Source organism: Variovorax sp. PCZ-1, from assembly GCF_018413605.1.
Lineage (GTDB): Bacteria > Pseudomonadota > Gammaproteobacteria > Burkholderiales > Burkholderiaceae_C > JANMDU01.
In genome coordinates this window covers 761,176-776,719 of sequence record NZ_JAHCDN010000001.1, presented here as the reverse complement: position 1 = coordinate 776,719, position 15,544 = coordinate 761,176, and the positions used below count along the sequence as shown (strand labels likewise).

Here is a 15,544-nt window from a genome sequence, read left to right as displayed (position 1 = left end):
TCAAAGCCACTTTACTGGCTCAACATCCACTGAGCCTTTTTCACTGCTGAGCGACAACACGCCCTCTTGAATCGTCGCCTGCACATTCATACTGCGCTCGGCCAAAGCCTCCAGTGCTTTCGCAGCTTCTGTAGGCACTTGATACACACTCAAATTCTGGGGGCGCGTCAGCTTGGTCTGAATCCCTTTCCACCACACATGCGCTGCATGGTTAAACGCATACACATGCACTTCGTCTGATTTGCCACACGCTTTGATGATGGGCTTGTCTTCCGGTTGCCCCACCTCCACCCAGAGCCGAATTGCACCCGTGAAATCCTTGAGCCACACATCCGGTTCATCGGGATCTGACAAACCTGCGCCAAAAGCCAATGTGCCATCTCCGCTGCACAGGCTTTGTAACTTGTACGCTTGCAAAGCAAAAGCCACCAAACGAACCATCATGCGCTCATCCGTCTCGCTAGGATGCCGAGCCAATGTCAGTGCATGATCTGCATAGTAATTGTGGTCAATATCCGCGATCTGGATGTTGGCTTTGTAGATGGTGGATTTGAGAGCCATGTTTGCACTTGAAATGAAAAAGCCCCACGCGATTGCGGTGGGGCTTGTGTCAATATGGCGGAGGCTGTGAGATTCGAACTCACGGGGGACTCACATCCCCGGCAGTTTTCAAGACTGCTGGTTTAAACCGCTCACCCAAACCTCCGAAGGGCTGTATTTTAAACTATGCGAGGAACAGGGCTTGCAGATCGCTTAAAAAATCTAAGCCGCGTGTTGTGGGGCGCACGTGGGTGAAGTCCCGTTCAATCAAGCCTTTGGCTTCAGCTTCTTCGAGTGGTTTTTGGATGGATGTGATGGATAGGCCCGTTCGCTCTGAAAAATCCGCTAGGGCGAAACCGCCTGTGAGCCGCAAAGCGTTGAGCATGAATTCGAAGGGCAAATCGGCTCGGGCGACTTCTGTTTCTTGCACCATGCAGTCCCACGGATTGCTCGATAAAGCCTTGTCCATATACAGCTTGGGTTCACGCGCCTTCACTTGGCGTACGACGCGATGGACAAAGCTCAGTTTGCCGTGAGCACCTGCTCCGATGCCGAGGTAGTCGCCGAATTGCCAGTAGTTGGTGTTATGCAGACAGCGTTTGTGCGGCTTGGCGAAGGCGCTGATTTCGTAGCGCTCTAGGCCTTGAGCAGCAGTCAACTCTGTGATGCGGTCGAGCATGTCATACGCATCATCATCCACAGGCAGATTCTTCGGCGTGAACTTGGCGAAATAAGTGTTGGGCTCTATCGTGAGGTGATAGATGCTGATGTGCGGTGGTTTAAAACTCAGGGCTGTTTGAATATCTTGCTCGCATTGCGCGAGTGTCTGGCCGGGCAAGGCATACATCACGTCGATATTAAAAGCCTCAAAATTCATGGCTGCTTCTTCAATCGCTGCATGCGCTTGAGCGCTGTTGTGCACACGGCCTAAGACTTTCAAATGTGCATCGTTGAAGCTTTGCACACCAATGGATAGACGCGTGACTCCAGCTTGTCTGAACGCTTTGAAACGGTCTTTTTCAAACGTACCGGGGTTAGCCTCCAACGTGATCTCGCAACCTGCCTCCAACCGCAGGCGCGCGCGCACAGCGACCAAGAGTTGATCAATACTCTCGGGAGAAAACAAACTCGGTGTGCCGCCGCCAATAAAGATGCTGTGAACTGTGCGCCCCCAAATCAAGGGCAGGCTCATCTCCAAATCCGCGATCAGTGCTTGAAGGTAGCGCTGCTCCACATCTTGCTGCAAACCTGCACCACCGGAGACCTCATGCGAGTTGAAATCGCAATAAGGGCATTTCTTCAAGCACCATGGCAAATGAATGTAGAGTGAAAGCGGCGGCAGGCTGGATAGGCGTAGTGTGCCTTCGCGCATGTAGTGTTGAATGTCTTGCATGTGTGTATTGGAGCGGACAGAAGAGAACGCAAAAGTCGCAGAAATGCGCAGAATACGCAAAAACAAGCTGCTGTCATTGTTATCTGTTTTATTTCTGCGTTTATTGCGGACTTTTGCGTCTTTTGTGTTCTATTGTCCCCGATCCAGCCAGATCAAGCAGTTTGCACAACATCTTCCACCATCTGCCCATCACGAAACACGATGCGCCTTCTCGCCCAAGCGGCCACATCATGCTCATGCGTGACGAGCACCACGGTCATGCCTTGCTGATTGAGCTCAGTCAGCAGCTTCATGATGTCTTCGCTGGTTTGGCTATCGAGCGCGCCAGTGGGTTCATCGGCCAAGATCAGCTGAGGATTGTTGACCAAAGCGCGCGCAATCGCCACGCGCTGCTGCTGGCCACCTGAGAGCTCGGCAGGCGTGTGATCCATGCGTGCACCGAGGCCTACGCGTGCGAGCGCAGCTTTCGCTTTGTTGTGTCGCTCTTCGCTTTTGATGCCGGCATAGACCATGGGCAACTCAACATTTTCCAGAGCACTGGTGCGCGGAAGCAAATTGAATTGCTGGAAGACGAAACCAATGCGGCGATTGCGGATAGAGGCGAGTTGATCGCCCTGCATGCCTTCCACGCTCTCACCAGCGAGACGGTATTCACCGGCGGTAGGCAAATCGAGGCAGCCCAAAATATTCATGAGCGTGGATTTTCCCGAGCCCGATGCACCCATGATGGCGACAAACTCACCCTCAGCAATATCGAGCGACACACCGCGCAGTGCATGCACGGTTTGGTCACCCATGGTGTAGGTTTTAACGAGCTCTCGCGCTTCAATCAGAGGCATAAGTTCATGCGATCAGAAAGGCATACGAGGGCCTGTGGGGCGTGCGCCTGCTGCGGGTGTACTGCCGGCACCAATCACCCCCGTAATCACGCTCGCACCCTCTTTGAACACCTCAGCATTCGGCGAGTTGGGCGCAACCATCAGCTCAGTAAATGTGCCATCGGTGATGCCCAAGCGCACGTTGTAGGCCACCGGTTTGCCTTGGCTATCGAGCAGATAGATGCGACCACGCGAGCTGGCGCGGCTACCCATTTCAGACAACAGTGCAGCGTATTTCGTTTTCTGCTCAGCCGAGAGGAAATCATTGATCTTGGCGCGCAGCTCAGCCATGATGCGCTCTCGCACCTTGGGGCGATCTTCCGGGGTGGCACCGCGCATGGCGGCGAATTTAGGACGTGTTTCTGTGAACAACGCATCCAGCTTTTGTTGCTGATCGGCGCTGAGCTGCAATTCGCTCACGAGACGATTTCGAAATTCTCCCAATGGGCCACCACCGCCACCGCCTCCTGCAGCGGCTGGCGCACTGCCTTGCGGCGTTGGAGATGCCATGGATGCTGAAGCGGGCGCTGATGGCAAAGCACCACCCACAGCACCCGCAGCACTGTTTTGAGAGGGTTTTTGGCCTGTAGCCGGCATAGAATCTGCGCGAGGTGCTATTGAATTAGGAGTGCTACTGGTGATGGGCGTTTGCGCAGCTGTGGCTGCTTGTGGGCGATTGCCGCCGGGTGCGGGCGAAGCTGAACGAGGCACCCCGCCTGATGCTGCGCCAGGCGGTGGCGCATTAGCAATCATTTCTTGGTATTTTTTGCGTTGATCTGGCGTGAGCATGGCAGAGATTTTGCTGCGCATTTCAGCGGTGATTTTTTCTCTTGCACCTTGACGCTCAGCTTCATCCATATCGCGCATCGCCATGAATTGAGGGCGCATTTCGGTTTGAATCGCGTCGAGTTTGCTTTGTTGATCAGCGGTCAGTTGCAACTCAGAGATCAAGCGTTCACGCTGCGCTGCAAAGCCCCCTCCTCCACCTGCTGGCTGCGCCACCGCTTCGCTGAAGAAGCTGAAGCTACTGCGTCCAGTTTGGGGGGCGGATGCTGGCGCTGCTGGCACAGTAGGCGCAGAGGCGCCTGTATTTGCAGGGTCCACGCCCGCAATCCTCACCCGCAGAGCCGCATTCGGAATCTTCAAGACATTTTCCCGGCTGTCGGTCACCACACGGACATTCGCCGTCATACCGGGCAGAAGACGCCCAGCATTGTTGGTAAAGCCCACCACAGCAACATAAGTCACCACATTCGCCACATTTTGTGCAGCCTTGCGCACTTGGCGCACTTCGCCTTCAAAGGTCTGTCCGGGGAAAGCGTCTACCGTGAAAGTAGCACGTTGCCCGGTGCGAATCCGGCTCACATCGGCTTCGTCGATACTTGCATCCACCTGCATATCGGAGAGGTTTTGTGCGATGACAAATAGCTCGGGTGATTGCAGACTAGCAGCTACGGTCTGCCCTTTTTCAATTGCGCGCTTGATCACAATCCCGTTCACAGGCGAAGTGATTTTGGTGCGCTGCAAATCAATGCGCGCCTGAGCCAAAGCCGCTTCACGCTGCGCCACATTCGCCTGAGCTGATTTCACTTGGGCCTGCGTGACGGCTAGCTGCGCTTGGGCGGATTTCAAGCTCTCGCCTGTGGTGTTGACCAAAGCACGTGCTCGATCTGCTTCGCTTTGCGCAATAAATTGTTTATCTGCTAAATCTTTCTTTCGATCTGCATCACGCTGAGCCTCGGTCACCTCCACCTGAGCGCGAGAAATCGCAGCATTGGAGGCTTGCACATTGGCCTGTGCTGTGAGCACAGCCGCGCGAGCAGCATCGACATCGGCCATCGATTGGCGTACGCGGAATTCAAAAGTCTCCGGATCAATCTGAGCAATCAATTGCCCCGCTTTCACTTCAGAATTGAAATCCACATAAAGCTCTTTGATCTGCCCGCTCACCTGCGTGCCGACGCTCACCTGCGTGACGGGGTTCACCGCACCGCTGGCCGATACGCTGGCTTGCAAATTGCCACGCTCGATTTTGGCGCTTCGGTATTGCACATCGCCTGACTTGTCTTGGCTTTTCCACCACCAAGCACCGCCGCCAGCCGCTGCCAGCACCACCAAGCCTGCTAACCAAAGAGATTTCTTCATAGAGCAGATTGTAGGCAGTACGGTGGTGTGGCGTATGTCTGATGGGTAAACTTAGGGCAATGTCAAATCCCGTCATCTCCCAGCCCGCAGGCAGCTTAATCACCCAATTAGCCAAAGAGCTGGCGCAGCACGCACCCTTTGACCAAATGGCTGCAGAGCATATCCGCGCGTTCGTCAGTGGCAGCCAACAGCGCTACTTTGCTACGGGGGAGCGGGTGATGAGCCCCGCTGATGGCACAGCTCAACATCTGCTCTTTGTTCGGCGCGGCGCAGTCACAGGCACTCAAGGCTTGGCCGAGCTCAATGGTGGTGCATTTTTGTATGAGGCAGGCGAGCTGTTTCCGGTGAGCGCTGTGGTTGGCAACCGAGCTGTGACGGCCACATACCGTGCCACGGAAGACTGCTTTGCACTTGCACTGCCGATTGCCTCGGTCAAAGCCTTAGCCAGCCAGAGCGCGCCGTTTGCCGATTTTTTGAATCAACGCATCCAACATTTCCTCAGCCTTTCTCGCAAAGCCCTGCAAGGCGAGATGGCCTCGCGCGTGCTTGCTGAGCAAAGCATGGAAACACCTCTGGGCAGTCTCATAAAAAATGCTCCAATCAGCTGCTCGCCGGCAAGCAGTCTGCGCGAAGTGCTATCAAAAATGGAGCAATCAAGAATTGGCTCGATGCTTGTCACCGATGATGAAAAGCATGCCATTGGCATTCTGACGCGTTACGATATTCTTGGTCGGGTGACATTGCCCGGCGTATCGCTGGATACTCCCATCGCACAGGTGATGGTCTCGCCGGTGCGCACACTCGATGTCAGCGACACAGCGCAGGATGCAGCGCTTCTCATGTCGCGCCATGCGATTCGGCATGTGCCTATCACTCGTGGTGGCGCCGTGGTGGGCATCGTCTCCGAACGAGATTTGTTTGCCATGCAGCGTATGAGTTTGCAGCAGCTCTCGAACGCACTGCGCGGAGCCGTGAGCATTGAACAGCTCAAAGCGCTTGCGCCAGATATCCGCCAGTTCGCGGCGCGCTTGCTGGGCCAAGGTATCCAATCACGCCAGCTCACAGCGCTCGTGAGCCATCTGAACGATTTACTCACGGGCAGATTACTGGACTTGCTGGCCTCGGAGCACGGCTTAGATCCCAAGCAAGCTTGCTGGATCGCACTTGGATCAGAAGGCCGTGAAGAGCAAACCATCGCCACCGATCAAGACAATGCGCTGATTTTGCAAGACAGCACTTCCGATACAGAACGTCTCAGATGGCTCGCGCTGGCGCGGTCTGCGAATGAAACACTGGATGAATGCGGTTATCCGCTGTGCGCTGGCAACATCATGGCCAGCAATGCCGAGCTCTGCCTCAAGCAAAGCGAATGGCAAGCGCGCTTCGCGCATTGGATCGGTGTGGGCGAGCCTGAGGATCTGCTCAATGCCAGTATCTTTTTTGATCTGCGAGGCCTCTGGGGCGAGCTGGTGCTGGCACAGCAGCTGCGCGACTTCGTAACAACCCACACAGTGAGCAAAAACCGTTTTTTGAAACTTCTTGCCATCAATGCCCTGCAGCGCACACCGCCCCTGACCTGGACAGGCGCAATCGACACGTATGACGACGCCACCGTGGATTTGAAGCTGCGCGGGACAGCCATCTTTGTGGATGCCGCTCGCCTGTATGCACTCGCGCAAGGTATTGCTGAAACCAACACCCGAGCTCGCCTGGCGGCTATAGGCGCCAAACTTGGTATCAAACAACGTGAGTACGAGGGCTGGATTGGTGGTTTTGAATTTTTGCAAACTCTGCGCTTGCGTGTGCAAATCGATATCGCACTCGGTATGAAGGAAGGTTTGGGTGACCCTGATGAGCCCAATCGTATCGACGTTCGCCGCCTCAACACGATTGACCGCCGCATTCTCAAAGAAACCTGCCGAGTTGCACGAGACCTGCAAGATCGCATGCGCATGGATTACGAGCGTTGATGATGGGTCTACTCGATTGGTTCAAGCAAAAAAGCGTCGCATCTGCAGAACCTGTGCGCGAGCGCTGGGTCGTGCTCGATGTTGAAACCAGCGGACTGGATCCACAAAAAGCACAGCTGCTCGCAGTCGCCTGTATCGGTCTGCGAGTGGATTGGACAACACGAACGCTCGCCATCACACCCGGCGATAGCTTCGAAATTGTGATCCAGCCCGAGCGCACTGTGGAAGACAAAGACAACATCTTGATCCACGGCATAGGCATGCAGCGTCAACAAATGGGCCTGCCTGGCTGGCAAGCCTTACCCATGCTGCGTGATTTTTTGGCCGATGCACCCCTGCTGGCCTTTCACGCTTGGTTTGACCAAATCATGCTGGATCGCCATTTCCTCTCCGAGCTAGGGAAACCTTTGAAAAACCCATGGCTTGATATTGAAAAGCTCTGCGCCGTGACTCAGCCTGATGCGAAGGCCGAAGACCTTGACCAATGGCTCAACCATTTCAACCTCACCTGCCCCGCTCGCCATGAAGCGGCTGCCGATGCTTTTGTGGAAGCTGAGGTCTTGCAATGCATCTGGCCACAGCTCATGAAAGAGATGGGCAGCAGCCCCAGTTGGCAGGGTTTGAAAAGAGTTGAGAAACTCGATCAGTGGCTTTCTCGTTGATTCTGAAGTCAAGCGACCAGAACGGCATTTCGCTCCCATATTTCTGCATTCCATCGCAATCCGCTAGCCATGCTTGCCCCCAAACGGCACAGTAGCGGCATGCAAACACTGTCTTCACTCTCTCCGCAGGTCATCATTCATCTGGCCGCAGCGCTCGCAGCCGCCGTGCTCGGTCCGTTTGCCCTCTGGGCGCGCCTGTCCAGCAAACAGCGACCGAAGCTGCATCGCGCCTTCGGCTATGCCTGGGTCACGATGATGTTGATCAGCGCCATTTCTGCGGCTTTTATTCATTCGCATTTCCCGCAGTGGTGGCGCTTTTCGTGGATTCATCTGCTGATCCCCGTCACGCTGTTTGGCTTGCTCGGTGCATTCTGGTTTCTTGCCAAAGGCAATATCCGTGGCCACCGTAAAACCATGCTTGGGCTGTATTTCGGTGCTTGCTTGGGCGCGGGTGTCTTCACACTCTTACCCGGCCGCTTCCTCGGTCAATTCATTTGGGGCTGAAACCCCCTTTCACGATGAAACCCCTTATGAAATCCCTTATGAAACCCCATCCCCTCGTTACTGCTTTCATCACTGGTTTGATGATTTGGCTCGCATGCGGCTCTGCAGCCCAAGCGCAGATCGGCATGAGCCGTATTCAAGCGGGCGCAGTGCCAGTCACGATGATCTATCCGACCGAGGCCATCGCCAGCCCGGTGAGCATCGGACCTTTTGTCTTGAATGTGTCGCGTGATGCCCAACCCGTCGCCAAAGTACATCGCCTCATCGTGCTCTCGCATGGTTCGGGAGGAAGTGATGTGTCTGACCACCATCTTGCATCCACACTCGCGCGAGCTGGCTTTGTCGTGGCACAACCATTACATGCTGGCGACAATTTTCGTGATGCCTCCAAGGCGGGGCCTGCCGCTTTTCAAACTCGCCCCAGAGAAGTCACACAAGTGATTGATGCGCTCTCCCAACATCCGATTTGGTCAGCACGACTCAAGTTAGATCAAGTAGGTGTTCATGGCATGTCTGCTGGCGGTGTGACGGGTCTGGCATTGGCAGGGGCTCAATGGCGCACCCTCAATTTGGTGCAGCATTGCAACCGCGTGCAAGATGCGGACGAAGGCTTTTGCTATCAAGGCGCCGCTTCGGGCACCGCAAGGCGGGAGCGTCAAGCCAGTATGCTGCGCGCCCAAAATGTGCCTGAAATGTTTTTACCCGAAGAGATCAAAACATCGTACGGCGGGCTGACGCCTCAATCAGGCAATACAGAAGTGCGACCAGACGTGCGCATTGCCGCTGTCACACTCTCCGTTCCTGTGGCGGCAATTTTCAGCACCGAGAGTCTGGCGCATATCAAGATCCCTGTGGGCTTGGTCACAGCAAAAAACGATCAGGTTTTGGTGCCGCGCTTTCATTCCGACTATGTGCTTACCAATTGCCGAAGCTGCCAGCAGCTGGTCGATCTTCCCGCCGAGCATTTTGATTTGCTTGCGCCTTGGCCTGAAGCTGTGGCACGAGAGGTGGCGGCTAGCCAAGTGCGCGGTGGGATGCCGACACCGGGCTTTGATGCCAAGTTGCGAGATGCTGCTTTTGCCAAGATCGTGCAATTTCATCTCAAGCATCTGAGCCCTGTAGCGCAAATTAAGCCTTGAAAACTTTCCTCACCTCACACAAGGAACCATCATGAATATGTCTTACAAGGTCACAACCTCCAATGCTAGCCTCTCGCCTCAAGAGATTGAGCGCCTCGCCCGCCGCCGTGCGGGTGCGAAACTCGGTTGGTTCATCCATGCTGCTGTCTTTGTCTGCGTCAATGCCTTGCTCATGACGATTTCCTTGGCCAACGGCAAACCTTGGGCATTTTTCCCGCTAGCAGGTTGGGGGCTCGGTTTAGCAATTCATGGCGCAGTGGTGTGGTTAGGCAGCCCTGGTAGCGCCTTGCATGAGCGATTGCTTCAAGCAGAGCGCGCCCGCTTGCAAACCCAGCGCGATCCATGGTGAAGTACACACCTGTTAGAGATACATGATGAATAAGTTCCTGCGAGCCTTCTTCGCCTCTTTAGCTTGGACCATCAGTCTGAATGCGCATGCAGCTACCCTGGGCTTCGTTCAATTGCCCGCTACAGCCAGCAGCCCAGAGATCAGCCTGTTTTATCCCAGCAGCAGCCCGGCTACGCGCATTCAGCAAGGGCGCTTCGCGCTGTCGCTGGCTTGGGAAGGCGCTTGGGTTGATACTCCGCAAAAATTACCTTTACTCCTGATCTCCCATGGTTCTGGCGGCGCACCTTGGCCGCTGAGTGATCTGGCGCGCGCTTTCGTGGATGCGGGTTATGCGGTGGCACTGCCCACACATGCGGGAGACAATCATCGCGATATGCGCAATGAAGGCCCGGCCAGTTGGGTGCTGCGCCCGCGCGAAATCAGCCAAACTTTGGATGCATTGGCAGCGCATCCCCATTATTCAAAAGTGATCGAAACACAGCGTGCAGGCGTTTATGGCACATCGGCTGGCGGTTTCAATGCGCTGGTGCTCGCAGGTGGCCAATGGTCACAAGGCAATTTCATGCGGCATTGTTTGGCGAATATGGAGAAAGACTTCCATGCCTGTGTTGGCTTGGCGACCTATTTGCGTGGCAATGCCTTGGATGGCATCAAATTGGCCGTCGCGCGCGCTGAGCATCGCCGTCGTTTTGATGACGATACCATGCTGTCTCACCACGAGCCGCGCATCCGCGCAGCCGTCGCCTCTGTGCCGATGGCCGCGCCTTTTGATATGGCTTCATTTGCACGACCAGGTATCCCTCTAGGCATCATAGAAGCTGGGCAAGATGTGTGGCTGCATCCACAATTTCACAGCGAACGCGTGTTAAACGCCTGCAAGCGCTGCGAGCTGATCGCACGCTTAGCGCAAGCTGGGCATGGCAGCTTATTTTCTCCTTGGCCGCAAGATTTGGCAGCATCGCTTTCACCCATGTTGGTTGATCCAGCGGGTTTTGATCGCAGCAGCCTGCCAAATGTGTATGCGCAGCTCGTGACGTTTTTCAATCGGCATCTTTCTGCCCCACAATGAGGAGGATGCCTATGCACAGCACCACTTTGTTTGACCCGCACATCGCGCAAGCCTATACAGCCGCGCGCACCCTGCCACGTTGGCAGCGCGGATGGGCGGTGATGCAAGCTTGCCGCTCCATGCTGCTGCGCCATGGTTGGCAAGTAGCGATGCTGTGCGTGGCGATGAGCAGCCTGCTTTGGCTGTTTCGCGTCAGTCTTCCACTTTGGGGGCAGTTGGCGTATTCGGTACCGATGGGCATGGTCACTTGGGCGTTGATTGATGGCGGGCGCTTTTTCATTGATCAAGATTCACCTCATCTTTTTCCTCGCGGCTGGCGCGCTGCTGCCTTGATTTTGGGCGGCGTATTTACAGGCTTCGTGGTCGGCACTCTGATTGGCGATGCTGTGAACGGATTCACCAGTTTCGACTTGGTTCGTCGCTCGCCAGAGTTTTTTGCCTTCGTCTTCCTCTTCAGCATGGCCTCGGGCATTGGCATTTCGCTGTTTTTTTACAGCCAAGGTAAGAGTGCGTATTACCAAGCCGAGCTTGAAGCCAAAAGCCGTCAAGCCACAGAGGCACAACTCAAGTTGCTGCAAAGCCAGCTTGATCCGCACATGCTGTTTAACACCTTGGCCAATCTGCGTGCTCTGATTCCACATGAGCCTGAGCGTGCAGTGCAAATGCTCGATCAGCTGGGCGATTTTCTGCGCGCTACGCTTTCTGCTTCACGCACGCAGGAGCACAGCTTGCAAGCGGAGTTTGATCGGCTGCGAGACTATCTCTCGCTCATGCAAATTCGCCTCGGTGAACGCCTGCGCTTCCAGTTTGATCTGCCGCCAGAACTTTCGCAGATCAAAGTACCCACTTTGATTTTGCAAAGCTTGGTTGAAAACGCCATCGTGCATGGCTTGGAACCCAAAGTGGGGGGTGGGCAAATCAGTATCACCGCCTCTCAAGAAGCTGGCTTTCTGGTGCTGCGCGTCTCGGACGATGGTATGGGTTGCGAGCCTACCTCCCCCCCATCGCACACGACCAACGGCTTTGGTCTCGCGCAAGTGCGCGAACGCCTGAATAGCAAATACGATGGCCGAGCTACTATAGATTTGGTAGCACTTTGCGCAGTATCTACGCCGGTAAATGATGGTTTTTCTTCTAAAAATACAACAAATCGTGCAGATGCAGTATCGACTCCCGGCTGCCAAGCCACCCTGCGCCTGCCCTTGCATCTATGAGCGAAAAAGTCATCACAGCCCTGATTGCTGAAGACGAGCCTTTACTCGCTCAGAGTTTGCAGCGTGAACTGCATCAGCTTTGGCCTGAGCTACAGACTCATATCGCCACTGATGGTCTGCAAGCCGTTGAGCAGGCGCTCAGTTTGCTGCCTCAGATCCTGTTGTTTGATGTTCGTATGCCCGGCCAATCGGGTTTGGATGCTGCACAAGAAATCGCAGAGCGCTGGCCGCCCAACCGCAGCCTGCCTTTGCTGGTGTTCATCACAGCCTTTGACGAATATGCTGTGAAAGCCTTTGAACAAGCAGCGATAGATTACATTGTCAAACCTGTTAAACCACAGCGTTTGCAGCAAACTTTAGAGCGAATTAAGCATCAAATACACATTTCTGCCGGCATAGAATCTGCGCAGAGTGCTATTGAATTAATAGTAAATAGCAGTCAGGACGAATCACAACTTAGCGCCCTGCGCACTCTGCTTCGCACCCCGCCAGATACGCCAATCGCCGCTCCACGCCTGCAACGCATCCAAGCCAGCGTCGGCAATCAAATCGTCATCGTGCCGCTCTCAGAAGTGGCCTATTTCGAAGCAGCAGACAAATACGTTCGCGTGCTCACCGGCATCGAACACGCCGAGCGCGAGCTTCTGATCCGCACCCCGATCAAAGATCTTTTGCCTCAGCTCGATCCCAACGAATTCTGGCAAATCCACCGCAGCACCTTGGTGCGCGCCAGCTTGATCGATGCCGTCCACCGCGATGAAGCTGCTCGCATGAGTCTCAGCCTACACGGTCGCTCCGAAAAACTCGTCGTCAGTCGTCTCTACGCCGGTTTGTTCAAAGCCATGTGACTACACTTCGAGCACTCTTATCGCTTGGATGACTTAGCTGCTGGCTGCGATGTTGAGCCACGCTGCACCAAATGAAATGGCAGCAGCGACTGGTGAGCTACGGGTTCACCAGCCAGGATCTGCAGAATTTGTGTTGCCGCAATTCGCCCCAAATCCTGTGTTGGTAAGCTCACCGTCGTTAGTCCGGGTTTGATCTCGCCTGCCAGCTCATGGTTATCGATACCGCAGATAGAGATATCTTCTGGAACGCGCAAGCCAGACGCTTGAGCTTCTAATATCGCGCCAATCGCCACCATATCGTTGCCGCAAACCAAGGCTGTCAGTCCAGGGTGGCGCTGTTTGAGCGCCTTCAAACCCAAACGCCCACCCTGAATACTCAAAGCTTGCTCGCTCACAGCGGCAGCGCTTGCGCTCAGGCCTTCGCGCTCTAGCTCAGAGAGAAAGCCCAGCCTACGTTGGCCTGCGCGATCATTGTGTTGCGTGTAGCCGGAAATCATGCCGATCTTGCGATGCCCCAGTTCCAGCAAATGTCGTGTCGCCATTGCCGCGATGGCTTGATTATCAAAACCCACTGAAGGCAGGCGCTCATCGCACACCCATGTAAGCAGCACAGGTTTGCTCCATGTTTTTAGGCTGCTCCAAGCCTGCGCATGATGCTGCGCACCCACCAAGACCAAGGCATCCACACCTCGGTGCTGCATGGTTTTGATCAACTCCAGCTCGGCCACATGGTCATAGTTATGGCTGGCTACCAGCAACTGATACCCCGCATCCGCCAAGACCAATTGCATCGCATGCGTACTGCGCGCAAAGATCGCCAGATCCAAAGTTGGAATCACGCAACCAATCGTTTGGGTGCGCCCGGAGGCCAAGGCGCGACCGGCAGCATTGGGCACATAGCCCAGCTTTTCCACCGCGTCTCTGACCAGTTGACGCGTTTTTTCACTGACGCGGTCCGGTTGCGAAAGCGCCCGAGACACTGTGGCAGTGGATACGCCCGCTGCGTGCGCGACATCTTCAATACGACTCTTCGTTTGCATAAAGCAAGATAGCTCAAACTCATCAAAACTGCAAACGCTTGCACTCAAAAATTCGATGATTGCGCTTGAATCCTAGGATTTACCCTCGAATAACCACCTATTTCGCTGACTCAACTTGACTTGCGAGGCGGTGCATGACAATATAAATGAAAGCGCTTACATTTTCATTTCACGTCAAGTTCAGTTCACGCAATCGTAAAACCATCATGGCATCTGGTATCGGTCGTTTCGCAGGATTGTCTCGCCGTACTTGGCTGGGCTTACTCACCATTGGCGTTGCGCTGTTGGCTTGGTGGCTCTTGACCTCGGTGACGGGATGGGTGTCGCCAGCACGCTTCCCCAAGCCGATCGAGGTACAGGTCGCTTTAACGCAAATCACCACCGAGGGATACGGTAACGGCCTGCTGCATCAGCATATTTTTCACAGCCTCAAACTGGTGCTGATGGGATTTGCCGTGGCGGTCTTAGTTGGCGTACCGCTTGGCTTGCTCATGGGCTACTCACGCAAAGCAGAAAGTTTGATCAATCCAGCATTCCTGTTGCTGCGCCCGATTCCGCCGCTGGCATGGATCCCCTTGGCCATCGTCTGGCTGGGTCTGGGAGATGCCGCAAAGATTTTGGTGATTTTTGTGGCTGCCTTTGTGCCATCTGTCATCAACAGCTACACCGGTGTGCGCAACATCGACACACCCGTGATGGAAGCCGCCCAAATGCTTGGTATCAAAGGCTCCAAACTGGTTTTTGATGTGCTGATCCCTGGTGCGTTTCCCATGATTTTTACAGGCCTGCGCCTGTCACTCCAAGCCAGCTGGACGACTTTGGTCGCAGCTGAGCTGATTGGCGCCCTGTATGGTCTGGGCAGTATTCTCAATCAAGGCTCACAAGACATTTACCCAGCCATGATCCTGGTGGCCATGGTGTTCGTAGGCATCTGCGGCGCAGTCACGACGGCCATCTTGGGCAAAATTGAAAGCCGCGCCATGCCTTGGAGAAGAGAGAGGTCGGTCGCATGAAAACTTCTCCATGGCTGCAAAGCAAGCCTGTTCTGTCGTTGATAGGTTTACTGACATTTTTCGGCATTTGGTACTTTGCAGCAATTGCTCGCTTGATACCTCAACAGTTTTTGCCGATGCCGCACGAAGTCGTGATCAAGCTGATTGATTTGACGCAAACGCCGTTTGCTGGCCACGTGCTCCACGAACATATGCTGTCGAGCTTGTCTCGTTTCGGCATGGGTTTTCTCTTGGCATCTCTGATTGGCGTGCCGCTGGGCTTGCTGATGGGCTGGTTTGGATGGCTGGATGACATTGTTTCTCCATTGTTTGATGCATTGCGCTTCATTGCGCCTGTGGCTTGGGTGCCCTTCGCAGCGCTTTGGTTTGGCACAGGCATTGGAGGCCCGACCCTGATTATTTTTGCTGGCGCATTTCCACCTTGCCTGATCAATGCTTATCGCGGCGCTAAAGGTGTGGAGATTCGCTATGTCGAAGCTGCCAGCATGCTTGGCGTGGGCAGCTTCAAAACCATCACAGAAGTCTTGTTCCCTGCGGCTGTGCCTTCCATCATTGCCGGATTGCGAATCGGCGCGGGATTAGGCTGGATGTCTTTGGTGGGAGCTGAATTGATCGCTTCATCCAGCGGTATGGGCTATCTGATTGTGAAGGGCCAAAGCTCGATTGCGACCGATATTGTGATGGCGGGCATGCTTGCCATTGGTTTTGTCGGCGTACTCATCGATGTCGCATTACGCAAGATCGAGGCTCGTCTCCTGGCTCATCGCCGATAAATTGCTA

Annotated in this window: 15 protein-coding genes and 1 tRNA gene; 10 read left to right on the top strand and 6 right to left on the bottom strand. The window is 54.8% G+C overall.

The window, feature by feature from the left end; genetic code table 11:
* The 5 genes from KIH26_RS03865 to KIH26_RS03845 all read right to left on the bottom strand — a co-directional run bounded on the left by KIH26_RS03865 (nt 1) and on the right by KIH26_RS03845 (nt 4,956).
* Complete coding sequence (locus tag KIH26_RS03865; RefSeq protein WP_213442632.1) at nt 1–561, bottom strand: YaeQ family protein; 561 nt, start codon at nt 559–561, stop codon at nt 1–3.
* A gap of 55 nt (nt 562–616) precedes the next feature.
* Nucleotides 617–706, bottom strand: a tRNA-Ser gene (locus KIH26_RS03860).
* Nucleotides 707–724: 18 nt separating this feature from the next.
* Nucleotides 725–1,933 (bottom strand): radical SAM family heme chaperone HemW, encoded by a 1,209-nt coding sequence (hemW, locus tag KIH26_RS03855; RefSeq protein WP_213442630.1) that lies wholly within the window; start codon nt 1,931–1,933, stop codon nt 725–727.
* A 152-nt stretch (nt 1,934–2,085) separates the two neighbouring features.
* On the bottom strand, nt 2,086–2,772 hold the full coding sequence (locus tag KIH26_RS03850) for an ABC transporter ATP-binding protein (RefSeq protein ID WP_283770134.1): 687 nt from the start codon (nt 2,770–2,772) through the stop codon (nt 2,086–2,088).
* Between the two features lie 12 nt (nt 2,773–2,784).
* Entirely contained in the window at nt 2,785–4,956 is a 2,172-nt protein-coding gene (locus tag KIH26_RS03845) for an efflux RND transporter periplasmic adaptor subunit (protein ID WP_213442628.1), read from the bottom strand.
* A gap of 59 nt (nt 4,957–5,015) precedes the next feature.
* Between KIH26_RS03845 and KIH26_RS03840 the strand changes: the two genes are divergently transcribed.
* The 8 genes from KIH26_RS03840 to KIH26_RS03805 all read left to right on the top strand — a co-directional run bounded on the left by KIH26_RS03840 (nt 5,016) and on the right by KIH26_RS03805 (nt 12,711).
* Nucleotides 5,016–6,926 (top strand): DUF294 nucleotidyltransferase-like domain-containing protein, encoded by a 1,911-nt coding sequence (locus KIH26_RS03840; protein ID WP_249660938.1) that lies wholly within the window; start codon nt 5,016–5,018, stop codon nt 6,924–6,926.
* Nucleotides 6,926–7,588 carry a 3'-5' exonuclease gene (locus KIH26_RS03835; protein ID WP_213442619.1) on the top strand — a complete coding sequence of 221 codons (663 nt, stop codon included), beginning with the start codon at nt 6,926–6,928 and terminating at the stop codon, nt 7,586–7,588. Before KIH26_RS03840 ends, KIH26_RS03835 begins: the two co-directional genes overlap by 1 nt.
* Nucleotides 7,589–7,657: 69 nt before the next feature.
* A complete protein-coding gene (locus tag KIH26_RS03830; protein ID WP_249660937.1) occupies nt 7,658–8,092 on the top strand; it encodes a DUF2306 domain-containing protein in 435 nt (144 codons plus the stop codon).
* A gap of 38 nt (nt 8,093–8,130) precedes the next feature.
* The gene (locus tag KIH26_RS03825; protein WP_213442617.1) at nt 8,131–9,231 is read left to right on the top strand and encodes an alpha/beta hydrolase family protein; all 1,101 of its coding nucleotides are present in this window, start codon (nt 8,131–8,133) and stop codon (nt 9,229–9,231) included.
* A gap of 31 nt (nt 9,232–9,262) precedes the next feature.
* Complete coding sequence (locus KIH26_RS03820) at nt 9,263–9,580, top strand: 2TM domain-containing protein (protein ID WP_249660936.1); 318 nt, start codon at nt 9,263–9,265, stop codon at nt 9,578–9,580.
* A gap of 25 nt (nt 9,581–9,605) precedes the next feature.
* A complete protein-coding gene (locus KIH26_RS03815; protein WP_213442615.1) occupies nt 9,606–10,649 on the top strand; it encodes an alpha/beta hydrolase family protein in 1,044 nt (347 codons plus the stop codon).
* An 11-nt stretch (nt 10,650–10,660) separates the two neighbouring features.
* Nucleotides 10,661–11,863 carry a sensor histidine kinase gene (locus KIH26_RS03810; RefSeq protein WP_213442613.1) on the top strand — a complete coding sequence of 401 codons (1,203 nt, stop codon included), beginning with the start codon at nt 10,661–10,663 and terminating at the stop codon, nt 11,861–11,863.
* The gene (locus tag KIH26_RS03805; RefSeq protein ID WP_213442612.1) at nt 11,860–12,711 is read left to right on the top strand and encodes a LytR/AlgR family response regulator transcription factor; all 852 of its coding nucleotides are present in this window, start codon (nt 11,860–11,862) and stop codon (nt 12,709–12,711) included. The genes KIH26_RS03810 and KIH26_RS03805 overlap by 4 nt, the downstream gene beginning before the upstream one ends.
* A gap of 17 nt (nt 12,712–12,728) precedes the next feature.
* Here the strand turns inward: KIH26_RS03805 and KIH26_RS03800 are convergent, their stop codons facing one another.
* On the bottom strand, nt 12,729–13,751 hold the full coding sequence (locus tag KIH26_RS03800) for a LacI family DNA-binding transcriptional regulator (RefSeq protein WP_213442610.1): 1,023 nt from the start codon (nt 13,749–13,751) through the stop codon (nt 12,729–12,731).
* A gap of 206 nt (nt 13,752–13,957) precedes the next feature.
* On the opposite strand from KIH26_RS03800, the gene KIH26_RS03795 reads away from it, so the two are divergent.
* The gene (locus tag KIH26_RS03795; protein ID WP_213442608.1) at nt 13,958–14,764 is read left to right on the top strand and encodes an ABC transporter permease; all 807 of its coding nucleotides are present in this window, start codon (nt 13,958–13,960) and stop codon (nt 14,762–14,764) included.
* Nucleotides 14,761–15,537, top strand: a complete 777-nt coding sequence (locus KIH26_RS03790) for an ABC transporter permease (protein WP_213442606.1) — start codon at nt 14,761–14,763, stop codon at nt 15,535–15,537. The genes KIH26_RS03795 and KIH26_RS03790 overlap by 4 nt, the downstream gene beginning before the upstream one ends.
* Nucleotides 15,538–15,544: the final 7 nt, after the last annotated feature.